At 46.1% G+C, this 26,684-nt stretch carries 20 protein-coding genes; 5 read left to right on the top strand and 15 right to left on the bottom strand.

Annotated elements, in window-relative coordinates; all coding sequences use genetic code 11:
* The first annotated feature begins 24 nt into the window (after positions 1 to 24).
* Positions 25 to 1,152, top strand: coding sequence for a glycoside hydrolase family 88/105 protein (locus MKX36_RS24215; RefSeq protein WP_107733716.1), 1,128 nt, complete (start codon positions 25 to 27; stop codon positions 1,150 to 1,152).
* Between the two features lie 74 nt (positions 1,153 to 1,226).
* On the opposite strand, the gene MKX36_RS24220 is transcribed toward MKX36_RS24215, so the two are convergent.
* The 4 genes from MKX36_RS24220 to MKX36_RS24235 all read right to left on the bottom strand — a co-directional run bounded on the left by MKX36_RS24220 (position 1,227) and on the right by MKX36_RS24235 (position 8,670).
* Positions 1,227 to 2,183, bottom strand: a complete 957-nt coding sequence (locus MKX36_RS24220) for a polysaccharide deacetylase family protein (RefSeq protein WP_102997428.1) — start codon at positions 2,181 to 2,183, stop codon at positions 1,227 to 1,229.
* A gap of 201 nt (positions 2,184 to 2,384) precedes the next feature.
* Positions 2,385 to 4,439, bottom strand: coding sequence for an acyltransferase family protein (locus tag MKX36_RS24225; protein ID WP_340865936.1), 2,055 nt, complete (start codon positions 4,437 to 4,439; stop codon positions 2,385 to 2,387).
* A 166-nt stretch (positions 4,440 to 4,605) separates the two neighbouring features.
* Positions 4,606 to 5,955 carry a sodium-dependent transporter gene (locus MKX36_RS24230; RefSeq protein ID WP_016822637.1) on the bottom strand — a complete coding sequence of 450 codons (1,350 nt, stop codon included), beginning with the start codon at positions 5,953 to 5,955 and terminating at the stop codon, positions 4,606 to 4,608.
* A gap of 162 nt (positions 5,956 to 6,117) precedes the next feature.
* Positions 6,118 to 8,670 carry a DUF2339 domain-containing protein gene (locus tag MKX36_RS24235; protein WP_340865937.1) on the bottom strand — a complete coding sequence of 851 codons (2,553 nt, stop codon included), beginning with the start codon at positions 8,668 to 8,670 and terminating at the stop codon, positions 6,118 to 6,120.
* Positions 8,671 to 9,388: 718 nt separating this feature from the next.
* Here MKX36_RS24235 and serS point away from each other — a divergent pair.
* On the top strand, positions 9,389 to 10,678 hold the full coding sequence (serS, locus tag MKX36_RS24240; RefSeq protein ID WP_290409707.1) for a serine--tRNA ligase: 1,290 nt from the start codon (positions 9,389 to 9,391) through the stop codon (positions 10,676 to 10,678).
* Between the two features lie 108 nt (positions 10,679 to 10,786).
* Here serS and hmpA read toward each other — a convergent pair whose 3' ends face one another.
* The gene (gene hmpA, locus MKX36_RS24245) at positions 10,787 to 12,016 is read right to left on the bottom strand and encodes an NO-inducible flavohemoprotein (protein ID WP_340865938.1); all 1,230 of its coding nucleotides are present in this window, start codon (positions 12,014 to 12,016) and stop codon (positions 10,787 to 10,789) included.
* A gap of 405 nt (positions 12,017 to 12,421) precedes the next feature.
* Here hmpA and MKX36_RS24250 point away from each other — a divergent pair, with 405 nt between their 5' ends.
* Positions 12,422 to 13,963 carry a family 43 glycosylhydrolase gene (locus tag MKX36_RS24250; protein WP_340865939.1) on the top strand — a complete coding sequence of 514 codons (1,542 nt, stop codon included), beginning with the start codon at positions 12,422 to 12,424 and terminating at the stop codon, positions 13,961 to 13,963.
* 98 nt (positions 13,964 to 14,061) lie between these two features.
* On the opposite strand, the gene MKX36_RS24255 is transcribed toward MKX36_RS24250, so the two are convergent.
* From MKX36_RS24255 to MKX36_RS24275, 5 genes are all read right to left on the bottom strand, one after another.
* Complete coding sequence (locus MKX36_RS24255; protein WP_016822631.1) at positions 14,062 to 14,772, bottom strand: GntR family transcriptional regulator; 711 nt, start codon at positions 14,770 to 14,772, stop codon at positions 14,062 to 14,064.
* A 212-nt stretch (positions 14,773 to 14,984) separates the two neighbouring features.
* On the bottom strand, positions 14,985 to 16,394 hold the full coding sequence (locus MKX36_RS24260) for a glycoside hydrolase family 1 protein (RefSeq protein ID WP_031462474.1): 1,410 nt from the start codon (positions 16,392 to 16,394) through the stop codon (positions 14,985 to 14,987).
* 74 nt (positions 16,395 to 16,468) lie between these two features.
* Positions 16,469 to 17,797, bottom strand: coding sequence for a PTS cellobiose transporter subunit IIC (gene celB, locus MKX36_RS24265; RefSeq protein ID WP_016822629.1), 1,329 nt, complete (start codon positions 17,795 to 17,797; stop codon positions 16,469 to 16,471).
* 84 nt (positions 17,798 to 17,881) lie between these two features.
* Entirely contained in the window at positions 17,882 to 18,214 is a 333-nt protein-coding gene (locus MKX36_RS24270; RefSeq protein ID WP_016822628.1) for a PTS lactose/cellobiose transporter subunit IIA, read from the bottom strand.
* Positions 18,207 to 18,524 (bottom strand): PTS sugar transporter subunit IIB, encoded by a 318-nt coding sequence (locus MKX36_RS24275; RefSeq protein WP_013312603.1) that lies wholly within the window; start codon positions 18,522 to 18,524, stop codon positions 18,207 to 18,209. Before MKX36_RS24275 ends, MKX36_RS24270 begins: the two co-directional genes overlap by 8 nt.
* A 503-nt stretch (positions 18,525 to 19,027) precedes the next feature.
* Here MKX36_RS24275 and MKX36_RS24280 point away from each other — a divergent pair.
* Positions 19,028 to 20,143, top strand: a complete 1,116-nt coding sequence (locus MKX36_RS24280; RefSeq protein WP_126666335.1) for a WG repeat-containing protein — start codon at positions 19,028 to 19,030, stop codon at positions 20,141 to 20,143.
* A 73-nt stretch (positions 20,144 to 20,216) separates the two neighbouring features.
* Here the strand turns inward: MKX36_RS24280 and MKX36_RS24285 are convergent, their stop codons facing one another.
* The 4 genes from MKX36_RS24285 to MKX36_RS24300 form a co-directional block, all read right to left on the bottom strand.
* Positions 20,217 to 20,654 carry a hypothetical protein gene (locus MKX36_RS24285; protein ID WP_016822626.1) on the bottom strand — a complete coding sequence of 146 codons (438 nt, stop codon included), beginning with the start codon at positions 20,652 to 20,654 and terminating at the stop codon, positions 20,217 to 20,219.
* A gap of 236 nt (positions 20,655 to 20,890) precedes the next feature.
* Positions 20,891 to 21,046, bottom strand: coding sequence for a hypothetical protein (locus MKX36_RS24290; protein WP_017426112.1), 156 nt, complete (start codon positions 21,044 to 21,046; stop codon positions 20,891 to 20,893).
* Positions 21,047 to 21,058: 12 nt separating this feature from the next.
* A complete protein-coding gene (locus MKX36_RS24295) occupies positions 21,059 to 21,625 on the bottom strand; it encodes a hypothetical protein (protein WP_090889058.1) in 567 nt (188 codons plus the stop codon).
* A gap of 13 nt (positions 21,626 to 21,638) precedes the next feature.
* Positions 21,639 to 23,153 (bottom strand): DUF4153 domain-containing protein, encoded by a 1,515-nt coding sequence (locus tag MKX36_RS24300; RefSeq protein WP_340865942.1) that lies wholly within the window; start codon positions 23,151 to 23,153, stop codon positions 21,639 to 21,641.
* Between the two features lie 147 nt (positions 23,154 to 23,300).
* Here MKX36_RS24300 and MKX36_RS24305 point away from each other — a divergent pair, with 147 nt between their 5' ends.
* A complete protein-coding gene (locus MKX36_RS24305) occupies positions 23,301 to 25,043 on the top strand; it encodes an ABC transporter substrate-binding protein (protein WP_025366168.1) in 1,743 nt (580 codons plus the stop codon).
* A gap of 210 nt (positions 25,044 to 25,253) precedes the next feature.
* On the opposite strand, the gene MKX36_RS24310 is transcribed toward MKX36_RS24305, so the two are convergent.
* Positions 25,254 to 26,654 carry a helix-turn-helix domain-containing protein gene (locus MKX36_RS24310; protein ID WP_102997419.1) on the bottom strand — a complete coding sequence of 467 codons (1,401 nt, stop codon included), beginning with the start codon at positions 26,652 to 26,654 and terminating at the stop codon, positions 25,254 to 25,256.
* Positions 26,655 to 26,684 lie beyond the last annotated feature (30 nt).

Below are 26,684 nucleotides of genomic sequence, written 5' to 3' on the forward strand. Positions count from 1 at the left end.
CTTTACTGAAGAGGTGACTGTATCATGGCAAATTCAACATCGCAACCAACAACAAATCCTACAAAAACAGATTCCTGGGCTGTACGTATGAGCGATTCCGTGATTAAACGGAGTCCGGAATTTTATGAAAAATGGGAATATGACCATGGCGTGATTTACAGAGGTTTGGAATGGGTTGGCGAACTGACAGGCGATCCCAAGTATATGGAATATATAAAAAAACATATGGATCACTTTGTTGATGAAAATGGTGTGATTCAGCGCTATAAAGTAGATGAGTATAATATTGACCATGTGAATAACGGCAAGCTGCTCTTCACTCTGTATCGTGCCACAGGCGATGAACGCTATAAAAAGGCAGCCTTCCAATTACGCAGTCAGCTGGAAAAACATCCACGCACAAGCGAGGGCGCATTCTGGCATAAGCAAATTTATCCGTATCAAATTTGGCTTGACGGCTTGTACATGGGTGCCCCGTTCTATGCTGAGTTTATTCGCGAATTCGGAGATCCGTCAGAGTTTGACGATGTGACCCTGCAATTCAAGCTATGCTACAAGCATACGCGTGATCCTGAAACGGGTCTGCTCTATCACGCTTGGGATGAGAAGCGGGAACAGCATTGGTGCAACCCGGAAACCGGCTGTTCCAAAAATTTCTGGGGCCGCTCAATGGGCTGGTTTGTTATGGCACTCGTCGACGTGCTGGACTACATTCCAGAAGATCATGCAGATCGTCCCGTCTTGATTGATATGTTGAGAGAAACACTGGAAGCCTTGCTGAAAGTGCGTGATAAAGAAAGCGGCGTCTTTTATCAGGTGCTCAACCTGGGCCATGTGAAAGGCAACTATCTGGAAGCATCTGCTTCCTGCATGATTCTATACGCTATGGCCAAAGGTGTTCGCAAAGGTTATCTGCCAGAGCATTATCGCCAAGAAGCAGAAATCACCCGTAAAGGTATTATTGATGAATTTATTACGATTACTGAAGAAGGACTTGTGAATCTGAACAAAACAGTACAAGTAAGCGGTCTAGGTGGTAAAGATCGCCGGGATGGTACCTTCGCTTACTATATCAGCGAGCCGATTATAACTAACGATCCCAAAGGTATCGGAGCTTTCATTCAGGCGATGGGTGAAGCAGAGCGCATCTAAATGATGCGGACTATGTACTTTTAAATAGCACAAAGGACGGTGGCGATGAGCCCCGTCCTTTTCTCATATATATCCTACTTCATAACCTTAAATTCATATCCCTGTTTCTTCAGATATTCTATAATTTGCGGCAATGCTTTGGCTGTTTCTTCTTTACCATAAGTATCATGCATGAGTATGATCGCTTTTTCTCGGCCTTTGACTGACCTCATAAACTGATTAATTAGTGCGGGTGCTTTCTTGGATCTTCCCTCTGCATCCTTCGTTAATACATTCCAGTCCACCTGATGGTAATCCTTTTGAAGTAAAACCTTATCCAGAGCAGCCATTCCTTGTGGATCTCTTCTGTTCCATGTCATGTGCCCCCCGGGGAATCGGATCATTCTGGTGGAGAATTCTGGTCCCAGAATGCTTTTTAAAACCTGATTGTTCTTCTCGATCTCCTGCATAACATGATCCGTATTTACTCGTCTGTTCGGATATAAATACTTATAGTTATGTGAGTACGTATGGTTTCCTATCGCGTGACCCTCTTTGACAATTCTTTTGATAAGGTTCCGGGTATGCTCATTCTCATTGGCTTCTTTTCCTACAATAAAAAAGGTTGCCTTGACCTTTTGCTTTTTCAGAATGTCTAATATTTGGGGGGTGACCGTCACAGATGGACCGTCATCAAAGGATAAGTAGGCCACTTTTTTACCATCGGCTCCATCGGGCATCTTTCCTAGCATTTGCTGATTTAAATATTTTTCAACAAAGGCACCGTCTTCTACACCGGGATCATTTTTTGGAGAGGCTGCTTTATCGTTTGTCCCTGCGCTGGCTTTAACTTTGGATGAGTCCTTGGATACAGAATCTGTTTTTTTAGCAAGCTCCTGAGTCGGCGCATGTGGTTTGCTATCTGAGACCTTTATCGCAATAAAAGTAATGCAGCCTGCCACAAATAATACAATAGCAATCAGCATCAGCCTTCTTTTGTTCCTCTTCAAGCGGTGCTCTCTTGTTCTACTATGTGAATAACCCTTTTCCATTAGATTATGTACCTCCACCCTAAAATAAGAAAAACCACCGGAGCAGGGTGAAAGCGCACCTTACAACGAACATTGGAAAACCGGGAGGTTTGGCCGATGAAAGTTTAAGGTTGCACTTCAACCAGGGGACGGACAACCTACTCCCGGTGGTTTCTTATCTTGCATTTGCATAATTTATGAATATCATTGCGGTTCTGTTCATTAAGATTGCTTCGTTAGGGCCTGAGCCAGTAAAGATGCATAGGCTTTAGCGCCTTTAGGTTTTAAATGTACTCCATCATGCTCAAAATATGAGTTTTTACCGGAGCTTGCTGCATACCAGTCAATCATTGTAATTCGTGGGTCTTGGGATGCAGCTTCAGCAAGATGCTTGTTCACAATGCTCTCCCAAGGCCGAGGTACACGGGTATTCACAAGTATTATATGCTTTGTATCCTTCAGACTGGCGAGCAGATTGGATAGCTGGTCCTTGGTGAAAGCGCCGTTCGTACCCAGCTCAATAATAACCGTCTTGCCCAGTTGTCCGTTCTGTCTCAGTTGCTCCAATACGGCAGGCGCTTCCGCCATTTGGCGGCCGATCCGTCCATCCACAACAGCCCCTGGGAAGGATTCCTGAATGTACGACTGTACATCGAGCATGACAGAGTCTCCAATGGCAGTCACACTAGAGCCATCGCCTGTCATAGGCTTAGCTTGTTGGGATGTGGTCGAAGGTTCCATCTGTGTCGTAACGCCATCCGTAGTACCAGCCTTGACTGCCGTATTTTTAGGCGTCTGGGCTTGGGACGAAGCCTTGCTGTCCTTGACTCCTTGCGGCTTGGTGGCTGTAGGCTCCTTGGAAGCTACGGACACCGTTCCATGAAGCGGCGGCATCGCCTTTGCCTTGGCAATTGGCTGCTCATCACTAGATGCTGCCTGCAACGTTGCGTCAGGAGATACCACGTACAGGTGAACGGTACCCACACCAATACCTATACAAAGCATTGCTGTTGCGGTTGTAGAGATCCATCTCCACCGCATCTGCCGACGAACCGCTGAACGAATTCCTGCAATCCAGTGCCGGAATCCATCATGCCGAATCGGTTCCTCGATATATTTAAACGAGAGAGACGCCAGCAGTATGGTAGCCAGCAATTGTATAACGATACGCATCACATGCACACCATCGGTATCCACCTGAGGTGTCGTTAGCGTGATAACTGGAAAATGCCATAGATACAGTCCGTAGGAACGGGCGCCGATCCAGCGCAGCGGCTTGCGTCCAAGCAGGCGACCGAGATGGCTCACCGGGTGTGCCAATGCTGCAACCACAATAGCAGTGACCACCGCAATCCCCAGCAAGCCGCCGCGGTACAGGGCTGGGTCATATTCATTCGAGGCCCACGCCCAGTGGCATAGCAGCAGCAAGCTGATTGCACCGACGCCATCGAGAAGCAAGCGCGCCTTCGCAGAAGCATGCTCTTTCAGCTTGCCGCTTGGCCATACCAAGGCCAGCGCCGCACCAATCAGTAGAGCGAAGCCGCGTGTGTCCGTGCCATAATATACCCGGCTTGGATCGCTTCCCGGTACGTAAATCACGGCCATCAGGAGCGCGGATATTAACGCCAGACAAATCACCCATCCGGCCAGTACAATACGCTTGGGCATGTACTTCAGCCCAAGCGCCAGCAGTAAAGGCCACAGGATATAAAACTGTTCCTCCACCGCCAGCGACCACAGATGCCCAAGCGGAGAAGGAGGACCGAAACTTTCAAAATACGAAACCTGATGGAAAATAAACCACCAATTGCTCATATACACCAATGCGGCAGGTACATCTCCGCGCAAGGCCGTAAGCCGTGACGGATCGAAGAGCAACGAGCACAGGACAATGACAGCCACAACCGTCAGCATGGCAGGCAGCAACCTTCTGGCACGACGCACCCAGAAATCTTTCATTTTAAAACTATGATATGTATCCCACTGACTGACTAGAATATCTGTAATCAGATACCCCGACAAAGTAAAAAAAACGCCTACACCCAACAAACCACCCGGTAACCAATCCGGATTCAAATGATACACAATGACTGCGATGACCGCCAGTGCTCTTAATCCATCCAAACCTGGCATATAACGACGTTGTGACGACAACCGATTAGACTTCATTTCAGCCGCTGTCCTTCTTGCAAATTCGAACTCTCTGTCTGTTTCAATGCTCTTCTGCCCTTTCCCTCTCCTGCACATCGTCTGTGCGATGCCCTGTAGCCTTTTCATTCATTATATAAAACTTCATAATCGTAATGATTTCATTGAAGTTAAAATTAATGACAATGTTTTTATTATATCATTCCTTTCCACACTTAGGTAACCACTGATAGATATACAAAAAAAGGTATCTCTTCCCTTAGGAAGAAAATACCTTTTTTTTAATTCGTGTCTATTAAAATTTGATGATCCCTGAAGTATGAAGGAAGACCAACAACATCAGGATCGGTGCAACATACCGAAGGCCGAACAACCATACACGGAACCAGAAAGGCTTGAGATTGGCATGCTCGCCAGCAGTTTTCCAGTAATACCCTGTGAATATAACTATCAGTAAGCCGCCCAATGGCAAGAAGATGTTGGACGCTGTGAAGTCAACAAAGTCAAAGAAGGATTTGTCGCCCACCTTTAACTCTGGAACCAACCCCATCGACAATGCAGAAGGGACACCCAGCAACAGACACAGGATCGATACGATGACAACCGAGCGTACCCGGCCCCAACGGAACCGCTCCATAACATAAGCTACCGGTACCTCCAGCAGGGATACCATAGAGCCTAATGCTGCAACCGCCAGCAATACGAAGAACAAACCGCCGAAGAAAGCTCCGAAAGGCATGGCAGAGAATGCAGCCGGTAAAGCAATAAAGACCAAAGACGGTCCTTGGGCAGGGTTAATACCAAAGGAGAAGGTTGTAGGGAAAATGATCATACCTGCGATAAACGCATAGATTAAATCCCCGCCACCCACTGCCAGCATAGCTCCACCCAACGATTGTCGACGATCCACATAAGCACCATATGTGACCATGATCCCCATCCCTAGTGAGAGGGAGAAGAAGGCATGTCCCAAAGCAACCAATGCGGACTCTATACTTAACTTAGAAAAGTCGGGATTCAAAAAGAAGGATACACCCGCACCAGAACCTGGCAGCATGAGAGCGTTAATCATCAGCACGAGCAACAGGATGACCTTAGCAGGAATCAAAATTTTATTGAACTTTTCAATTCCGTTCGATACCCCAAGGGTAACCACAACTGCTGTAAATGCAAAAACAATTAACAACCATACCAACGGTGCATAGCCAGAGGAAAATGAAGCAAACTGACCCGCAAAATCATTATTCGAAAACAGACTTCCGCTAAATGCCTCTACGGCATAATGCAGTGTCCATCCTCCTACAATGGCATAGAACGACAAAATAACAAACGGCACGATAACAAACATAATGCTCATCTTGCCCCAAATTGGATGTCCGCCTACTTTCACCATTGCAGAGGCAGCACTTCCTCGACCTGCACGACCAAGCGCAAGCTCTGCTAAAAGTACAGGCAAACCAACAAGCAACAAGCAGACAATAAACAACAAGAAAAATGCAGCTCCGCCATATTGTCCGGTAATATACGGAAATTTCCAGATGTTACCTAGTCCTGCCGCACTCCCGATCGCTGCCAAAATGAATCCAGCCGACGAGAAGCGTTCATTCTTATCAGACAGGTTATTCTGCCCCTTGCCCAAATTCATGGTATCCCCCTCATTCTCTCTACTTACGCATAAACTTGAGCATGCGTACATAAATAATTTTTTCTCATTATAGCGTAAGTAGGATGTAAGGTCATGCATAATTTTTCACTATTACCGGATTTATTTTCATAATGTTCGGTATCTACACAATACAACAAAAAACTACATTTTTTCTTCAGTATCCTTCTTTATTATGGTATCTCCCATACGATTGGATACTTTTTGGTAAATGTACGAAATAGCCAGCAGGACAACCCCAAATGAGAAATAGGCTACAATCGTGCTTCCCGACGTTAATAGGTGTAGATCGTACAATAGCAGCTTACCTGTAGCTAGCAGAGTCAAGCCCAACCCAAATCGGCGAATGTAGACCACTCGCTTGAGGAAGCCGTATACAATATACAAAATGGCCAGCAGGAGATACACCAGACTGAATACAAGACCTGCGTCTCCCAGACGGAACTGAACTCCGAGAAAGGCGGTAATGATGCCCAACAAATATACACCCATAATGACCGGATATAGCTCATTACTTCTATAATGTCGCGTCATCAGTGCGTTTAGGAAGTCCTTGCTGCTGAAGAATACCAGTACATTAAAGGCTGCCAGTACAATTAACGCCACATAATCAGCAGCCGTATTCTGCGCATAGTCTTCATGCAAGGTTGGAATCGCTACGGTAACCACCAATGCCAGCGCGTAGCCTATGACGTACAATGCCAAGCTATAGTATTTAATCACCCGATCGTACAACAGCTTCACTTTAGGCAGGAAATAAGCTAACACCAGGGATACGCAGGTGAACAACAATACCTTGTACAAGGTGTAATGTGCAAACTCATCGGATACGACGATGTTATACCAATGCCCAGCTTCGTACAAAAGATAGAGGTACACGTTCACCAAAGCTACATACTTAAATCCTTGCATGATATGCATTTCGTACAAACGATTGTTTTTGAAAGCATTCGGACGACTATATTCAATCGCATAGAAGACAGTAACGATCAACATTCCCAGTGTAATGAGCGTATATTTGAGCCCAAAATAATCTGTCTCAAAGCCTGACAACAGATATATAGGGAAATCAATGAAAAAGAATGCGCCCAGACACAATCCTAGAATGCCCCATCCTGCACGCTCCAATTCTTTCAAGCGATAGCGATGTCCATACAATGTAAGAAGCACAGCCTCGATTAACCAGCCCATGGACAACCATCTGACTCCAAACTGGAACGGAATCATGAGAATGGCAAAGGTCAATGATGTCGTATAAAACAGTATTTTGGTTTGTTTCTCCTCTGGAATATATCGCCGAACCCATTGGCCCAAGCCCCCATACACCAAGCAAAAGACGAGTGCCAGTAATCCTTTGTAATCATCCAGACCTGCATCGCCGAACAGAGAATACAGAACGGAACAGCTCACAACTGTATTCAGAGCCAACAAGGAGAAATCCAGCCATGATAGTTTTGTTTTGAGTCGGAACGGCACCCACAGTGTCATCCCGAGATACATCGCAAATGTAATGATTGCATATAGCATGCTGGCTATATTGCTTTCTGATAACCACGCGAGTACAACCATTAATGGGGTATTGAGCAGAAAGCTGATATATTGCACGATGACCCACCGTTTGCGGAAGGATACAAGCAGGATCAGCAGGTTCAGCAGGAATAGATAGCCCATCGCGATATACACGGCGTTTCCTTCCAGCCCGTTTGCTGCCATATAGGAGAACAACGGAAGATATCCCCCTACTAAACCGAAGGAACATATCGTTCGAGATTCATATCTTAAGGACAACAGCACAGCGGTCACCGTAACTAGAACGGACAAGCCTATACCTGTATACATTCCTATGATTTCTAGCAAAAAGTAGCTATAAAAAATGGACCCGTACAGTACAGAAATACCGCCGCCCAAGATACCGAGCGCAAAGGTCTGCTTCTGCTTGCGATACAACCACTCGCCGCCGCCCAGCATCAGCGCTCCTAGCAAAAAGAACGCAACGCCCTTCATATTCCCTGTAAACCAGTTTGAGTATGAGTATTTAAAAGCGGCTCCCACACCCAAGATAATGAGCAAAATCCCCAGCTTGTTAATCCAGTTCAATCCCAGCATCATTTCAAACTGATTCTGTTTCATGCGCTTCTGCATCGTTTCTTCGCTGATCTCTTCTTCCCCGAGCTGATGAAGCTCGTTTTCCGTCTGATGAAGCAATTTGCGCTCTGCTTCCTGAAACCGCCTGCGTTGCTCCATGATCCGGTCACGAATCTCCTCCGAGAACAGTCTCAGTCTAGCGACGATCTCATCCTGATCCTCTTTAAGCTCATGAGTGGTTTGCTGAATAAGCTGGTCCACCCGGTTTTTAGCCCCATATTCAATGGAAGTCAGCCGGTTTTCCCCTTCTGCGGTTCTGGAAGCAAAATAGGTCTCCAGCTTTTCCCGCGAAATGCGAATCATATTCGCCTTTTCGCTCAACATCTGCTCCGTCAGCGCAGTACGCAGCTTTCCATTTTCCTGCTCAATATGTCGTACCCGCTCTTCCAAGTGAATGCAGCGAGCCTGATAATCCTCGAACTTTTTTCGCAGAACCTCGTTTTCCAAAATGATATCTGAAGCTTCGTAATCTGCGATTAATGTTTGATACTCCTTGAGCAGCTTGTTCTGTTCTTGGCGGATCGTATGTAAACGATCTTTAAAATCCTCCATGTTCCCCTCCATCGCTGTCGTTTTGGTAATCATTACATTTTACATGAAATTAAAATAGCATTATAGAGACTATAGCCCATTTTGAACGCTGAATTAAGGCTATTACTTAAATATTCTTCCAGTTTCATTATCACAGATGAAGTAGAATGGAAATACATAAGAAATAAAGCCTACCTTTCCCCTTCGCAAACATGAAATCGAAATTGAAAGGAGAAATATACATGTATTCAGTAAGTGGTACTATAGCTTTGATCGCAAGCATGTCCATGTTTTGGATTTTATACGTTCTAAGAGTCAGCCATTCTGTAGGTTACAATGATGCTTTTTACTTATTTCCACTTATCTTAATCGCATTGTGTATTTATTTTTATTGGAAAGATCATGTTGAAAAAAGGAAGTAATCCAGTGTACTGACTCATGCCCTTGATTAACCTGCCAAAAATTCGTATACTTACAAAAAAGCAAACGACATTGTGCCTGTGAAGAGCATCCAACTCGGAGGCGTTTACGCCAAGGATTATACGTTAGTGTACGATATGGCGATATGTTCCTAAGTAAACCGGACCCGCCCGTTAAAGCGGAGCAAAGTGGATTGGAGAGTCATGACTTCTGTCATGCTGTCCGGTCAATTTGGGTGGCACCGCGAGATCAAAGCGCTCCTCGTCCCATGTGGATGAGGGCGCTTTTTGTATTTTTATCCGAAAAGGAGTGCGGTGTCATGTTAGATATCAAGTGGATTAGAGAGCATCAAGAGCAGGTTCAGAGAGCGGCAGACGATAAAAGAATACAAGTATCGGTCGCAGAGCTGTTAACCCTGGATGATCGGAGAAAGCAGTTGCTTCAGGAAGTGGAGCAGCTGCGCCAGATGCGTAATCAGTGTAGTCAGGATATTGGGGCGCTAATTCAGGCCGGGAAAAATGAACAGGCGGATGAGGCTAAGCGGCAGGTCAAAGAAATTAACGGACGGCTAGATCTTCTGGAAGTCCCGCAACAGGAAGTAGAGCAACAGTTTCAACAGCTCTTGCTTCTAATGCCTAATATCGTATCCCCGGATACGCCGCGAGGCCAGTCGGATCAAGATAATATAGAACTGGAACGGGTCGGAACGATACCTGACTTTGGATTTGAACCCAAGGATCATATGACGCTCGGCCAGCTTCACAACCTGATCGATGTGCCTCGCGGTGTCAAAACAGCCGGTACCCGTAACTACTATCTGACGGGAGCTGGGGTCGCGTTGCACCGGGCTGTACAGCAGCTTGCTGTTGATCTGCTGAGCGAACGAGGATTTCAGCTGCTGGACGTACCATTAATGGTACGCTCTGAGGCAATGCGCAGCACTGGCTTTTTCCCGCTTGGACTGGATCAGACGTACCGTATCGCAGGAGAAGATCAATGGCTTGTAGGCACCTCGGAAGTTCCGCTGGTCTCGTATTACAGCGGTGAGATTGTGGACGTTACAGACCCGATTCGGCTGGCGGCGGTATCCGTATGCTTCCGCAACGAGGTTGGCTCGGCCGGAAGGGACGTGCACGGACTGTATCGTGTGCACCAGTTTGCCAAGGTGGAGCAGGTCATCATCTGTGAAGCGAGTCTGGACGCTTCAGAGCAAATGTTTCAGGAGATTACGCGCAATGCGGAAGATCTGCTTCAACTGCTGGAGCTACCCTACCGCAAGATGGCTGTCTGTACAGGCGATATGTCTCAAAAAACCTACAAGCAGTTAGACATTGAGACATGGATGCCTAGCAGACAGGCTTACGGCGAAACACACTCGTCGTCCCAGTTGCTTGATTTTCAGGCGCGTCGTTCCAACATCCGGTACCGTAATGCGGACGGCAAGCTACAATATTGTTACACACTTAACAATACAGCGGTCGCTTCGCCTCGGATCTTGATCCCGTTACTAGAGCATCACCAACAAGAGGACGGTTCGATCCGCATTCCAGAAGCTTTACGACAGTATATGCCGCAGCATATAGAATTTTTGCGTCCGCCCATGTCATGAAAATATGGGCACACTTTGAAGAAGCGTAGAGCCAATGAGTAGGATTTCCTCATAGTCATAAACACAAAAAAGACGAAGGACAACCATCCTTCGCCTTTTTTTAATGTCTCACTGCGCTTCTGCTTCCCATGCACTAGCAGGGCCAAAAAATTCATAGTGGATATCCGATGCAGGGATATTCCACTCTTTCAACAGGCCGTATACCGATTGCATGAATCCCACAGGGCCACAAAAATAATACTGAGCGTTACGTTCCGGTATCACGGATTGCAGCCAGGCCAGATCCAGATGTCCTTCCTTATGAAAGGCCTGAGCTAGACGATCCTGCTCGGTTGGTCTGCTGTAGCACCACCGAACAGCCGCCTGTGCATGTGTGGCGACTAGTTCTTCCACCTCATTACGCAGAGCATGGTTATCTCCGCTGACTGCTGCGTGGACAAAAGTGACGGGCCGATTCGGAGCAGTTTCCACCAGGAAAGCCAGCATGCTGACCATCGGGGTGAGCCCGACTCCACCACTGATCAATACAACAGGTCTGCGATCTGTCCGATCCAGGGTAAAGTCACCCGCCGGTGCAGATACCAATAGTACATCGCCCTCCTGCACGTGCTCATGCAGATACACAGATACCTTGCCCGCTGGACGAGACCCTACAGCATCCTCTCGTTTTACGGATATCCGGTAGTAAGGTTTTCCTGGTGCACTAGAAAGGCTATATTGACGGATATGAGTATTATGTTCACCCGGAATCTCCATCTTCAAGCTGATATATTGCCCAGGCTCGAATGCAGGCAGCACCTGTCCATCCTGCGGCACCAGGTAAAAGGACGTAATTCGCTCGCTTTCCTTAACCTTTTTCTGTACAACAAAGTTCTTAAAGTCTGACCAACCTCCCTGCTGCTGTTCAGCCTCCTTGTACATTTCAGCTTCCACATCTATAAATACATTCGCAATCACGCCATAGGCTTCGGCCCATGCGTTGATGATCTCATCTGTTGCTGCATCCCCTAGCACGTCCTTGATCGCAGCGAGTAGATATTTCCCGACGATCGGATAATGCTCTGGCTTAATCCCCAAACTACGATGCTTATGTGCAATCTGGCGTACCACCGGAAGAATTTCCTCCAGACGGTCAATGTGCTGTGCGGCCGCATATACAGCATTGGCCAGCGCGCCTTGTTGACGTCCTTGCTTCTGATTCGCATGATTAAATATATTGAGAAGCTCGGGATGGGCCTCAAACATCATCTGATAAAAACGCTTGGTGATTGTAGTTCCGTGTACCTCCAAAACAGGTACAGTCGATTTGATCGTTGCAATGGTTTGCTCACTTAGCATTGTTGTATCCCTCTTTTCTCCAAAATAATGATGAACAAAAGGCGTTACAACATAGCTCCCTTTTGTTAACCTTTAATTAAAGCAAGTATACCCACATAAAGTAACCGTTTATGTGATTCCAGTCACTTTAAATTTGAAATAATGTGAACGTGTCAATGACAAAACGCACAATTATATACATTCCCGGTGTAGATAATAGCACATCCACAAGTAGGCAAAGAGAAGCTCCTTTTAACTCAGCCGACCACCATTCCCATTTTCATTCAGTACCGATTCCAATTTATGATTCGAAAGACTTCAATTTATTCCACTTGTAAACGCTTCCAATTAAGATAGAATCGTAGATGAGGTACCGGACAAGCTGTTCGGGGCCATCCTATCTATATTAGGGAGGCAGATGATATCGTGAAGTGGATCAACAACAGCAAATGGTTAGCCCCATGGATTTGTATTATAATCGCAGTGGTCGGTGCAGGTCTTCAACCCGATGCAGTACATGCCAATACAACAGGCGTTACGCAAGCAACCTATGGGAGCGAGATGAACCCATCGCTGAATGGTTTGGACGCCGCTAATGCAGAACTATCCTTGAGTGCAACAGCAAGCACAGCCATTACGAATGGAACGGATTGGAAGGACACCGCAGGAAACCCGATTCAGGCGAACAGCGGCAATATCCTAAAAGTAGGTTCCACTTATTATTGGTACGGCGAGCACGCTGAGAACTGGAAATTTGAAAAAGTGAACGTATATACCTCGACTGATTTGAAGAATTGGTCCTTCCGCAGTAGTATCCTCACCAAAGATTCCGCTCCCGAGCTGAATTCGAGCAAAATCGAGCGGCCTAAAGTCATTTACAACAAATCCACCGGAAAATATGTACTATGGGCACACTATGAAAATGGCACGGACTACTCACTCGGTCGCGTAGCTGTTGCTACCAGCGATACACCTGACGGGAATTTCACCTACCAAGGCAGCTTCCGCCCGCTGAATTATGAGTCCCGTGATATGACGGTGTTCACGGATACCGACGGTAGCGGCTACCTCATTACAGCTTCACGTAAAAATGGCGGCGCCAATGATACGATGGCAATCTTCAAGCTGACGGCCGATTATACAGGCGTGCAGTCGTTCGTTGGCTGGATTTTTGAAAATGGCTATCGCGAAGCCCCCGCTGTTGTGAAAAAGAACAATACCTACTACCTGTTTACCTCACAGGCATCCGGCTGGTATCCGAATCAGGGTGCTTATGCAACCGCCAGCTCCATGACTGGAAGCTGGTCTGCTTTGTCGCCTTTCGGTGATCCGGCGGCTTACGGCTCGCAAATCCACTCCATCGCCACAATTACAGGCAGCGCAGGAACCAGTTATATCTATATGGGCGATCGTTGGAACCCGCTCAATCTGAGCGATCACAAATTCATCTGGTTGCCATTGACCCTGAATGACTCCAATAAAACGGCTACTCTAAACTGGTACAGTAGCTGGGATATGGATGCTGCCACAGGCACAGTCATCCTACCATCCCTTGTGAATCACGCGCAAGGCAAAACAGCTACTGCCAGTTCAGCCGCATCTGCTTCCCCGGCTTCACTGGGGAACGATGGCAATCCCCAAACCTCATGGAAGGCTACATCTGCATCCTGGCCTGCTTGGTGGCAGGTGGATTTGGGCAGTACCAAGACGATTAACGAAGTGGATATTTCATGGTTTATGTACAAAGGATCTGAGGCATATTACAAGTATAAGATCGAATATAGTACGGATGGCGTTCATTATTCCACCATTGACCGTACGAGCAATACTGCATACGGCTTTACCAGTGACAAAGTTAATTTTCAAGCCCGTTACGTGCGAATCAATCTTGTAAATGCAGTGCTATTCAATAATCCGAACAACTGGTATACTCCGACGGTGCATGAAGTGAGATTGCTTGGCAATTAATTTGCTTCATTAAAAAGAACATGGCAGGAGAGTGCCCACATCAGTTAGGCCTTCTTCTGCCATGCTTGTGCTTTACCATCCGTTTCTTACTCACTGGCTCAACGCATCCGATTCACTGTGGTGAACACAAATTTATCATACCGATGGCGCGAGAATGAGTATTCAAATGGTATCCCCGTATCCAGATAACCCACTTGCTCAATTTCCAAGATTGGGTCATCTGCTGCACAATCCAGATGCTCCCGATCCAGTTCCGTCGACTTGGATGCCCGGATGGTACGATGTGAACCGACAATATTAAGGCCCAGCTCCTCCTTAATATGTTTGTACACCGATCCATACAACACTTCCTCGGTAATACCGCTAATCAGCTTCGTTGGCATGTACGTGCGCTCGATAACATAGGGTTCGCCCTCCACAACACGCAGACGGATCACATGATATACAGGAGAATTGACGTCAATAAACAGATGAGTCGCTACTTCCTCGGATGGAAATTGAACGTCAAAGGCTATGATTTTACTTTTGATTTCTTTCCCGCGCAGTACGTTGGTCAGCCCCAGCATTTCATTCACAACGACATTAACCGGGCCATTGTAGACCGATTTGACGATAAAGGTTCCGTGTCCTCTTTTACGATTCAGCAGTCCGTCCATCACCAATGTGTCCAATGCCCTCTTAATCGTCATTCGACTTACACGAAACTCTTTTGCCAATGAGATCTCATCAGGGATGGGATCATCACTGCAGTAGGTCTTATTCATAATACGCTCTTTGACCTCTTGTGCAATCCGCTCGTATTTGTTCATCTGTCTACCACCTGTACTAAAAATTGTTTTATGTCAGCATTTTACCAAAATATCGGTAGCGCTGGTTTTTCTGTTCTGCAGGCGGGACGTTAAGGTATGACGGTATAGTAAGTATACCGAACATTATACTTTCTCACCAGCGGTATACAGCACAGCTTCCTTTCAGCAATGAAGAAAAAAAGGCGGTCCAAAGGACCACCCCCCACCTTACCTTAGAATCCGTTATTTTCGATCACTTGTTTGAACCAGTACCCACTCTGCTTAACGGATCTTTTACCCTCGTTCTGAAGATCCACGGATACAAAGCCGTAACGATTCTTATATGCGTTCGTCCAGGACCAGTTGTCCATAAACGTCCATAAGTGATAGCCTTTCACATTGGACCCTTCTGAGATAGCTCGTTGGACCCATTTGAGATGCTCACGGATAAAATCAATACGATAATCATCGCGGATCATACCCTGCTCATCTCTGAATTTTTCTTCACCTTGTACGCCCATTCCGTTTTCTGAAATGAAACATTCAATGTTGCCGTAATTTTCTCTGACATTGGTCAGAATGTCGTAAATGCCCTTCTCATAAATCTCCCAGCCTCGCATCTCATTCATCTTACGACCAGGCATGGCATAATAATCGAAGAATCGTTCCGGCACAAAAGGTGCGTCTGGATTTGGGAGACTTTCACGGGCCTTGACTCTGCGCGGCTGATAATAGTTAATCCCCAGCAGGTCTACAGTACCCTGGCGTATAATTTCCCGATCTCCATCTTCCATGCTCGGTACAAATCCCTCTTGGCGTAACAGCTCCACAAGCAAAGGGTTAAATTCTCCCGTCACAGATGGGTCTAAAAAGGAACGGTTAAAGAACGCGTCGCATATTTCAGCAGCCTGCACGTCTGCCGGATGCTGACTACGCGGATAGCTCGGCGTCAGGTTCAAAATAATACCGATTTTGCCCTTATAGCCGCCTTCTCTGTAAGCCTTAATGGCACTGGCGCTCGATAACAGGGTATGATATCCCACCTGTACAGCTTTACCGAAATCCACTTCATTGGGATAGTGGAAATCGTATAGATAGCCGCCTTCCACCGGGACAATTGGCTCGTTATGCGTAAACCATTTGGCTACACGATCCCCGAACAACTCAAAGCAAGTGTTCGCGTAATCCACGTAAGCTTCGACCGTCTCGCGGTTTACCCAGCCTCCTTTTTCCTGTAAAGCCATCGGCAAATCAAAATGATACAGATTCACAAACGGCTCAATGCCCACCTGGTGCAACTCTTCAATGACGGAATTATAAAATTGAACCGCCTGCTGGTTTATTTCACCTTTCCCTGCCGGAAACAGGCGTGACCAGGAGATAGAGAACCGGAAAGAGTTGTGGCCAAGCTCTTTCATGAGTGCAATATCTTCTTTATAACGGGTATAGAAACGGGATGTATCAGCAGGACCGACCCCGTCATAGAAACGGTTCGGCTCCTGCTCAAACCAATAATCCCAAATGTTCGGTCCTTTGCCGTCTCCCTCCACAGTTCCTTCTGTCTGGGTAGCCGAAGCTGAGGAACCCCACCAGAAGTCAGTCGGAAAACGGTATTGAATGGCTTGCTGCTCTATATCTTTCATTTCGGTATGATTCACAGCTCTACTCCTCTCTCTTTTGCAAAGAACAAGTCCACTACACTAGCAGCTCATTCATGTTACATTCCAACAGTTTGATCCTTACCTGCAACGGCTGCTTGTTTAAGCTCCTCTTCCTGCTCCTTACGAACGTTCATCCGATCAATAATTTTCAGGAACGGGAACCAGATGACAAAGACGACAGCCATATTAAACAACTGCAGTATGCCTCCCATTAGAGAACCCGTAGCCATCATTCCACTAAAGAACAACGGCATCGTCCAAGGAACCTGTATCCCGTTGGGCGGCGGTACAATCCCCGTAGTCATGGCAAAGTAAGTAATCAGCGTAACGATCATTGGAGAAATGACCCACGGAACAAAAATAAGCGGATTCATCACAATCGGCAGACCGAATATGACGGGTTCGTTGACATTAAACAGACCTGGTCCAAGAGCCAGCTTACTGACCTGCTTCAATTGCTTACTCTTCAGGAAGATCAGAATCGAAAGCACGACAGCCAATGTCATACCTGTACCACCGATACCTACTGTATAAATATCAACAAACTGCTTGGTGATAATATGCGGCAGTTCCGCTCCTTTGGAGTACGCTTCATAGTTTTCAAGTGCCAGTGTATTCCAGATTGGGTCCATAACCGAGTTGATAATAATCTGACCATGAAGCCCAAAGAACCATAAAAGCTGAACAAAGAAAATAGCAATTAATGTAGGTATAATACCACTGCCCAAATGCACCAGCGGTGCCTGTACGGCATGATAAATCAGATCATGCAGGTTATTGTGAAGGGTCAGTGTAACTACAACATTAATGATCAAAAATATACCCAATGTAATACATGCCGGAAGCAAAGCGGCAAACGATTTGGCAACGGCTGGCGGAACGCCTGGAGGCATTTTAATGACAAAATTTCGCTGTGTCACCCTCCGGTATATCTCAGCCGCGATAAAGGCGACGATCATACCAAGGAACATGCCTTTGGCACCAATCCGGTCCACCGGAATGACACCAGCAATCGTGGCACCGCTTTCTTGTGTCAGTACAAAAGGGGTGAGCATTAAGAAACTGGCCAACGCGATCATACCGCCGAATATGGGCTCGACCTTATAACTTCGAGATAGATAATAACCAATCCCGACGATGACAAATAAGGTCATAATATTCAGTGTGGCATTAGGCGCAATGTTCAGCAGACTGCTAAAAGTCGCATAATTGCCGTCGCCCATCCACCCTTTTAGAAACGGCAGATTAATAATAACTACAATAATGGAGCCAAAAACTGTTAATGGAAATGACAGCATGAATGCATCACGCAGTACAGTAAGATAGCGGTTGTTGTTCAGTTTACCGGCAATAGGTATCAGTATCCGGCTTAATTTTTCAAACAAAGCCTATTCCTCCCCGCGAAGTGACTTGCATCAATAGGGTTGCAAGCATTTCATGTCCCAAAATTCACAAATTTACAGGTCCAGCTATAAACTTCTGGATTTGAACAGCTCCAGCAGCTCTTGAACCAAATCCTTCATGGTAGCCGTGGACATCAAATGATCCTCGGCATGCATTAGAAGGAGTGAGAAGGGAGTTTGGGTTCCTCCCGCTTCCTTCTTAACCATTTGAAAATGGATATCATGCGCGGCACGTAAATCCTGCTTGGCTTGTTTGAGCAAATCGTCCGCACCTTCTACATTTTCATTTCTGTATTCAGTCAGCGCCTGAATCACTTTGCTGCGAGCGCTTCCACTATGCAAAATAAGTTGGAAACTAATTTGTTCTTCCGTCAGATCAGCTATATTAACTTTATCCATTTTTACGTTCCACCAGTTTCACAGCCTGTTCGTAGGCTTTCTTACCGTCAACCATTCCGTAGGCCATCATGTCAATCACTTCTACATGAATACCATATTGGGCTGCTTCCTTTTCCAGCTGTCCTTTAAGAAAACTCATTTGCGGGCCGATCAATACAGCGTCAGCCTTAGCCATGTCCTCTGCGGCTTGATCTTGACCTACTGCCCAAATTTCAGCCTCGTCTCCAATGGACTTAGCATAATCCTGCATCTTAGTAACCAGCAAACTTGTAGACATACCTGAGCTGCACGCCAGTAAAATTTTCTTCATGATTGTTCCTTCCCTTCAAGGTCTGATTGGATGATAACTACTAGAAAACGTTTACAGCGTAATTATAAATCCGCTTTTTGAATTTGTCTATACATTTAACATATATGTATAGACTTTTTTTAAAATGACACATTTTCTTCTTTTTTTTTTGAAAGTGAACTGATCCCTCATCTTTAATCTCTCAATAATAATCGATTTTCACTATAAGAGATTCTGCCAATGATATGTTATTCGATTCTGTAAATTGTTAACATGAGCTACGGAATAGGCTTGATAGCCCCTCCGTAGCCAAAGAATAGCTGAGGTCAGAAGAGATGAGTAGAGACGAGATGAACAAGCATCCTACATGAAAGTAGAGCTTTCACGCACTGAAAATTAGAAAAATTTTGAATATCAAGAAACATTCCTACATTTTTATCGTCTATATTATGGAAGGCCCTACGTATGAGGGCAGGATTCTTTGAAGCCCGAAGTTAAAAATCAACTCACAAAGGAGCTTATGCATGTTGAAAAAGTTAGGATTAGCTGCATTAATTTTGATTACTGGCATCTCTGTTATTGGAACAGGCTGGGCCGCACCCAGCATAACAACCATTGAAGTCTCTAAAACTGCTGTAGATTACAACATTGCTCGTCCTTCAAGCGATGGTGCTTTTCATGATGGCTTATTGGCTGCTGAAACATCTGCCGGAAACCTTGTGTATTACAATACCAAGGGACAAAAGGCTTTCTCTCTTCCCGCCGAGCTTAAACCTGTTGGTGATTTTCAAGAGCAGCGGGCTGTAGTCAAAAATACAAAAACCAATCTCTTTGGGTACATTAATACGAAAGGGACACTGGTCATTCCTTGCCAATACACCGAAGCCAATGTCTTTTCCGAAGGCAAGGCCAAGGTCACCATAGCAGACACCAAAGAAAATGCAATTATAGATCGAACGGGAAAAATCCTTTCTCATTTTAAAGAACATGTGGATTCAGAATATGTATTTACAGAAGGGCTGGCCCTTGCCTATGCCCCTAACACTGGGAAGATTGGTTTTGTGAATGCTTCCGGTAAGCTAGCGATTCCTTATCAATACAAATACAGCCGTAGTTTCTCGGATGGCTTGGCTATTGTTCAAAATAGCAAGGGACTATACGGTTATATCAATACGGCAGGAAAAGAAGTCATTCCACCTCAATACAAATCTGGCGGAGACTTCTCGGAAGGATTGGCTCCAGTACAAAATGCCAAGGGTAAATGGGGATTCATCAATAAACAGGGAAAAGTCGTGATTCCCTTTAAATTTACGGATGCACAGGATTTTAGCGAGGGCTTGGCCAGTGTGAAAAATGCGAAAAATGAGGTTGGGTTTATTGATAAAACCGGAACATTGGTTATTAAATATCAACAAAAATATGACGTTACATCTCCATTCAAGGAAGGCATTGCTTTAGTTGGTAAACAAGCAAACTCATCTGTCTCGAACGGAAAATTCGGTTACATCAATCGCCAAGGGCAACTGCTGACCAAGCTTGAATACAGATCGGAATCTTCTTCCTTCTCTAATGGTTATGCTGTTGCTTTTGTCAAGCCAGGCAAAGCCTTCATTGTATCTAAACATTCTGCTTCAAAATAAAAAAATAACCCTGGAGGCAGATCGAATGGATCTGCTTCCAGGGTTATTTTGACTGCTAATATCTCAAAACCACTTAGTCGTGTGTATAGAATTTTACGCCAGGCAGATCAGCTGCCACCCAAGAGTAATTAATAGTATTACTGTTGTAATTTTTGGTTCCCGCCTGAGCGATCTGTACTTCCTTCAAGATCGTGATCGATGAACCCTTTGGTCTGACGACGACGACATGACCATGTCCGTCCGCTTTTTTGATCCCGATGGTTGGGTACCCGAGGTTTGCTCTTTTTTGAGCATCCTGAAAAGTTACGGAGTACCAGCCCGGCGTGTTGTTACCCAGTAAAGCATCAGCCATTTGATTGGCTAAGCCACTTGGCAAGGAAGCCGACATCGCAGCCATCACGTCTTGTGCAAAAATATTACATTTTGTTCCACCTACCGGCGAATACTTTTTGTTCGTTTCTACCTTAAAACCGTCGATTACAGATGCGTATGTGCTTGCACTTCTAGCCATTGAAAATTCCCCCTGAATATAAGTTGTAGAGGAAATGACGGAGTCGCTTGAACATCTGAATGGCTCCACATTCGATTGATATTAGCTTCAATTCCCTCTCAACTATTAGGGTGATTTCCGGCTTACTTTAACAACGCAATACCACAGAAAACGAACTATATTTTTATAATTTCAATCGAAACCAGAGACTTTGCTCAAAATCAACTTAACAGCAGCCATAATGTGACCCTTATTGTTTAGTCATCACTTAGCTGAAGGCTTTCTTCACTGATTACGGTTGGAACGATAAGCTCAGGAGTAGTCGCAGGCTTAGCTGGTGTAAAATAGTCTGCAACCCCCACCATTATAGCAATGCCAATAAACAGCACGATCCAATTACGATTCTTTTTCATCATCTGTACCTCTCATTCTTCACTGCGCCCGTTCATCCACTTGAACCAGTGGAGCAAATGACTGAATCGGTATTCATGCTGGGAAGCATACGTCCATACCTCCGGCTCTTCACCAGGTTCCTTCCAGACGAGCATGGAAAAGTGACCTTCTTTCTCGCTTGCAACCGACAGCAGCGAAAGACGATCATCCCCGAATCGGTAAGGGGCCGATTCCACCCAGTAATTTCGCATATCGCTGATCCAGCTGCGAAAATGCTGTGTACCTGCGATCCGGAGCACTTCATCAGGAAGGAGCAGATGCTCATGGATGTCCTTCCAATCCCCTGCATATTGGTACCGCATTGCCAACATTGGACTGAGCGGTCTCACTTTCCCTAGAGCCAACGTAGGCATACAGGTGACGGGAACGACCGGGCCAATACGCTGGATAGCATAAGCATGGGCTTCCTCCTTACTCATTCCGTAGGATATAGCCTCCACGAGGAAATCGTTCCGTCTTACACCAAACTGATGCTGGTAGTGTGACATTTCATCCCGTAGCTCTAGTACCATACCTTGTAACGTATCTGTTCCGATCATTCCCAAACACCTCTCATTCCAAAATATAGGCGTGCAATTCCTGTTGCGCTCGATACTTAGCCCAATTGAATTCGGGCCAACTCGATTCTTCTCTCGTCATGCTCATCAAGCGGGCTTGTAAAAACTCATCCAGCGCTCCGTGTTCCTTACGGCTAAAATCAATCAGTAGTGGAATCGCGTCCGCTGATAGCTCACTCAAATATTCCTTGTCTATCACCGATGTTGTACGATACCGTTCGAGATTATTTTCAGCTATCCGTACATCAATACCCACATAATTCACGACGACATAGGCGATTAGAGCGAGTACAATATAATATTTCGCCAGCGGAAGCTGGCGGACATGAATACGCACGGCCGCAACGAGCAGCAGCAAGCCTAGAAAAATCATAAATGCGTGTACCAGATAACGGATATACGTATATCCGTATGCTTCTTCGTACATAACCAGCCGGGTATATCCCGAGTACAGCATCACACCCGAACAACCGACGAGTATGTACAGCAGGCCGCTGTTCAATGTTTGCACTATACCTGAGCTGAATTCAGTCCATTTCAATACACTGATCATCAGCACAAAATTGATACCTGTTACCATAACCAGCTCCCCGAATCCTCTTCTCGCATATTCAGCATACGAGGTTCCTTCTGGCAAAGCACCTTCCCATGCACCAAACAGATATCCGAACTGCAGCACGACGAACACAACATACACCAGGTTCATGACAATCAGCACTGTAGCGGTAATGACAGGATCAAACTTGATTGCGACCGGCTCGTGGTAAGGTACTGCTGCTGCTGACTGAGCCTCTCTTTCCGTATTCCGCGGAGCAGGCTGTACGAATCCCCACAAGTAACAGAAAAAACAGAAGGTAAAAAAGCAGGCCCAGATCAGCCGCGGCAAACCACTCCCAAAGGTCCATGTGCCAATCCATGCGGGTATGCCAGATAACAACTCTTCGAACACCCCATCTGCGGAAGCCAGCAGAGATATAATAATGAGTAGCAACGGCAAGGCAATAAGTAGACCGATTATCACTTTACCCAATACACGCTTACGCTCATCCTTTACATTCCGAAAGGCTGCCGTCTTAAACATTCGAAACGGAGTCACGATATGGCGAAAATTTTGATAAAACCAATGGCTTAGCGCCTGACCGATAATACCGATTTCTGACCAGCCATGCCTTTTTTCCCCGAACAGCAACACCATATGTACGCTAATCAGAGCAGATATAGCCAGGGCGTTTAACACATAGAAGATCGGGTTATCGAACAGCACATATGTCAGTGCCAGCATCATAATGACCACAAACAGCAGACGTCCTATCCATGTAATGGGCTGGCAACGATCTCGATTAAAGGAATACATATACACGTAAAATACAATAACGAAAATAGGCATAGACACGCCCAGCCCATGTCCGAAGAACAGATATTGATGGACCAGCGCCAACACAATGGCGCCGGCAAAGGCGGACAACAACGACGCTTTCGGCAAAGACGATCCACTCACCTTGTCATGCATGGTAAATACCTCCACAACTATGCTTTATAACCCTTATTGTAGATGATAAAATAAGAAGATAAAGAGAAATTAATCAAAATAAAATTTCCTATTTTATAAAAGCAGTTGCGCTTTTACTCAAGCATAGGGGAAACGGAGCATTCCTGAATGAAACTTCACGCCCAATTTTTACGGCTTCACTCCCACGCAGCTGACGACAGAGACGAGAACCATACCATAGAGACTACGCTGGATGAGCTGGCGGCTATTTTTGACTGCACCCACCGCAATGCCTTGATGATCATTCAGAAAATGGAGCAGCACGATTGGATACAATGGACTCCTCGCCGAGGCAGAGGCCGCCGCTCCAGTCTGCGCTTCCTTATTCAGCCGGAAGACATTGCTGTGCAATCCATGATGCAAGCCATAGACCGCCATGATATCAAACGCGCACTGGATGAAATCCGAGTTCATTCACGCTCCTCCACCATGCAGGAGCATTTACAGGGCTGGCTGCTGAATTATTTCGGGCATCACGCGGAGGTGCGCAGTGATCAGCAGCAGATCGACACGCTGCGTCTGCCCATTCGCCAGCAGCTCTATACGCTGGACCCGTTGTACTTAAACTGGCTCGCCGAGTCCTTCGTATCCAGTCATGTCTTTGACGGGCTGGCCCGCCGGGCGAACGAGAGCGGTGAGATTTTGCCGGGACTGGCGCACGCTTGGGAGGTGGACACTACTCGTACGCAGTGGACCTTTTTCCTGCGTAAAGAAGTGCTGTTTCATAACGGCAAAATACTGACCGCGGAAGACGTCGTCTATACCTTTGAGCGACTGAGTCGGGCGCCGGGAAGGAGACTTTACCATTTTATCGTCCGGCAAATTCAGCACGTTCAAGCGTTGAGTCCGACGATGGTACGCTTTGTACTAAAGGAGCCGAACGAGCTATTTTTATCCTTCCTGTGTACCAGCCGGGCTGCCATTGTACCGCGTGAGCTTAATCAGGTGGGTGAAGCCGCCTTTGGCATTCGTCCTATCGGTACGGGGGCTTTCAAGGTCACGGAAATGAACGAAAGCTTGTGCTTACTTGAGGCTTTTGCGCCTTATTTTCAGGGTCGTGCTCATCTAGATCGGGTGGAAATCGTTCAACTCCCGTGGGCGACTAAGCTGGAATCGCCGGATATGGAAGATACCGCTTCTTCTTTTCACATTATCCATAATCCTATACTGGCAAGAGACACGGATACCGCATGGAGCCAGATTCACTCGGCGGCTTCGGTACGCAAATTTATCACATGTAACACACACAAGGATGGACCGCTGCGCAACCCGGAAATACGTGCTCGGATTGTAGCATGTCTGGATCATCGCCCCCTTCCTTCAGCAGTGGATTCATCTAACGCTAATGATTCATGCGAACCACTGGCGGCGTTACAAATTGCCACCATTCCCGAGTATAGAGCGGATGCAGAACGGGTCGCAGCTCAGCTCGAATCCTGTGGATATACGTGTAACATTGTGGCCGCATCCATGAATGAATTCAAAAGTTCATCTATTCGTATGGAGTCAGACTTAATCATCTTTTCTCTGTTTCGTGACCGTGATGAGCAATTGCGTCTGTTTGATCTGTATCTCAATGTATCCGGGCATGTGGAGCCGCATAGCCGCGTGGATATCGAAAGACTGCTGCGCGAAATTGCACGGGAAGCCGATCATACCGTTAGAGCACAGCAATTTGAACATATCGAAACTCGGCTCATGGATGAGCACCAGCTGCATATTTTATATGAAAAGCCCGTTCAGACGGCCTATCTTCCTACTGTTCGCGGCGTATCCTTTAACAGCCAAGGTTGGGTGGATCTTCGTCATGTCTGGTTTCCGCCTGCCCAACCTCCAACTCCTCACACTTGACGGCAAGGACGCTCCTTCAACCTTCAAATGCACTTGCAAATAAAAAAGGTATCCTCTTCATAAGAGAATACCTTTTTTAATGTTATCTAGACCCTCTAAGCCGATGGTTCAGGAGATGACAATGCCCATCCCCCCAGCCCATGACTGTGGACATCGCTAGGGTCTTCTATAGGAGGGGTGACGGGTGGTAAATTCAATAGGATAAAAACATTAAATGCGAGCAGAGAAAAAACGATCTTTTTTATCATGGATGTACTCTACCTCTCCAAGTAAGTTTTTATATTCCTCTTTGTCCTCAGAAGTGGCAGTATGCCGATACTTTTCAAATAGTCCTACACACTTGATGGTGACAGGATTACCATTCAGCACGACAGAATAGGAAAGGCTCTCAAGCAGGAATTTCATACCTTTGGAATAACGATGTTTGTTGAGATCGTAACAAGCCATCTCTGCCAAAAATCGTGCATAGAGATCTGCTGACATTTGCTCGGTATAGGTGCCTACCTTGGCATGCTGATCTGCAAATGCCTCAATTTGTTTTTCAAAGTGCTGCAGTACATGATCTACATTAAAATCATAACGGTTGGCCGCTACCATTATCTTATGTAACCCCACCAGAATTTCGCCCTCATTTTTTTCCAAATAATTTACATACTGTGGAATCACATCCAGGCTACCGGACATCAACTGATACAAATACCTGTTGGCCTCAGCCCAGTTGCTACAAAGGGCCTTCAAATGCCGAGCTTCCTCCGTATCCTCTTGCACCCAGCTCAAATCAGAGTATAGGGATACGTATTCCAACGCCTTCTGATAATCCCCGCGCTCATCCCACACCCCGGCACGGAGTACGTAAGAGTATACAATATACATAAACAAAGGGCCCTTAGGTTCCTTGCCACGCTCTGATTTTCTGGTATTTCCGTATTTTTGCTCGTATTGTACTTTGGCTTTTTGAGCCATTTTTTCAGCAAACCATTCTACTTTATCCCAACGCCGCAAGGAGGCATACGTATTAGCCAAATCTCTTAAGGCATCCAGTTGGTCTGCCTCACCCAATCGCTCTACAAAGCTTTCAAAATGTGTGGCTGCCCATAAATTTTCATCCTGATCATCGCCAACGGTAATCGTAAATAAACGGTATTGGCAGAGCGCCAGCCGCTCCGAATGTTGATACTTCTCACTTTCCGCGACATTTTTATAAATAATGGCCGCAGCCTCCAACCTACCTTCGCTGAATAATTCTTCCGCTGTCTCAAACAAAGCCGGGGCGTATATGAGATAGTCCATGATAAACTCCACGACTTGCTTAATACAATCGAGTTTGTTCAGCTCTGCACAGCGATGCAAAAAGGGCCGAACCCGTCGCCAATTCGGTGCCGTATTCCGTATAAATTCATCAATGTATAGCTCATAGAGGCTTCCTTCTTCAAGCCCCATACCTGCAGCAATCCGATCCAGCAGCAGCATCGCAATTGGCCGGTTACCGTTGATAATGGCACTGATTGTTCCTGCATTAATACCTGTGTTCTCCCCAAACTTACTAATCGTAATTCCTTCTCGTCTGATGTACTGCTCCAGCTCTGCGCGAATAGTGGTTGTTTCCTTCAAATCAGGCACCCCCAGGGATAACTTGCATGA

The organism is Paenibacillus sp. FSL W8-0439, assembly GCF_038008995.1.
GTDB lineage: Bacteria > Bacillota > Bacilli > Paenibacillales > Paenibacillaceae > Paenibacillus > Paenibacillus polymyxa.

Excerpts from the sequence above, each read along its gene's own strand:
- MKX36_RS24235 (WP_340865937.1), bottom strand. The coding sequence starts at position 8,670 with ATGGAGGATTTTAAAGATCGTTTACATACGATCCGCCAAGAACAGAAC.
- MKX36_RS24275 (WP_013312603.1), bottom strand. The coding sequence starts at position 18,524 with ATGAAGAAAATTTTACTGGCGTGCAGCTCAGGTATGTCTACAAGTTTG.
- MKX36_RS24285 (WP_016822626.1), bottom strand. The coding sequence starts at position 20,654 with ATGGCTAGAAGTGCAAGCACATACGCATCTGTAATCGACGGTTTTAAG.
- MKX36_RS24255 (WP_016822631.1), bottom strand. The coding sequence starts at position 14,772 with ATGAACAAATACGAGCGGATTGCACAAGAGGTCAAAGAGCGTATTATG.
- MKX36_RS24220 (WP_102997428.1), bottom strand. The coding sequence starts at position 2,183 with ATGGAAAAGGGTTATTCACATAGTAGAACAAGAGAGCACCGCTTGAAG.
- MKX36_RS24305 (WP_025366168.1), top strand. The coding sequence starts at position 23,301 with ATGAAACTTCACGCCCAATTTTTACGGCTTCACTCCCACGCAGCTGAC.
- MKX36_RS24300 (WP_340865942.1), bottom strand. The coding sequence starts at position 23,153 with ATGCATGACAAGGTGAGTGGATCGTCTTTGCCGAAAGCGTCGTTGTTG.
- MKX36_RS24225 (WP_340865936.1), bottom strand. The coding sequence starts at position 4,439 with ATGAAAAGGCTACAGGGCATCGCACAGACGATGTGCAGGAGAGGGAAA.
- hmpA (WP_340865938.1), bottom strand. The coding sequence starts at position 12,016 with ATGCTAAGTGAGCAAACCATTGCAACGATCAAATCGACTGTACCTGTT.
- MKX36_RS24290 (WP_017426112.1), bottom strand. The coding sequence starts at position 21,046 with ATGAAAAAGAATCGTAATTGGATCGTGCTGTTTATTGGCATTGCTATA.
- MKX36_RS24230 (WP_016822637.1), bottom strand. The coding sequence starts at position 5,955 with ATGAATTTGGGCAAGGGGCAGAATAACCTGTCTGATAAGAATGAACGC.
- MKX36_RS24295 (WP_090889058.1), bottom strand. The coding sequence starts at position 21,625 with ATGATCGGAACAGATACGTTACAAGGTATGGTACTAGAGCTACGGGAT.
- MKX36_RS24215 (WP_107733716.1), top strand. The coding sequence starts at position 25 with ATGGCAAATTCAACATCGCAACCAACAACAAATCCTACAAAAACAGAT.
- MKX36_RS24270 (WP_016822628.1), bottom strand. The coding sequence starts at position 18,214 with ATGGATAAAGTTAATATAGCTGATCTGACGGAAGAACAAATTAGTTTC.
- serS (WP_290409707.1), top strand. The coding sequence starts at position 9,389 with ATGTTAGATATCAAGTGGATTAGAGAGCATCAAGAGCAGGTTCAGAGA.
- MKX36_RS24280 (WP_126666335.1), top strand. The coding sequence starts at position 19,028 with ATGTTGAAAAAGTTAGGATTAGCTGCATTAATTTTGATTACTGGCATC.
- MKX36_RS24260 (WP_031462474.1), bottom strand. The coding sequence starts at position 16,394 with ATGAAAGATATAGAGCAGCAAGCCATTCAATACCGTTTTCCGACTGAC.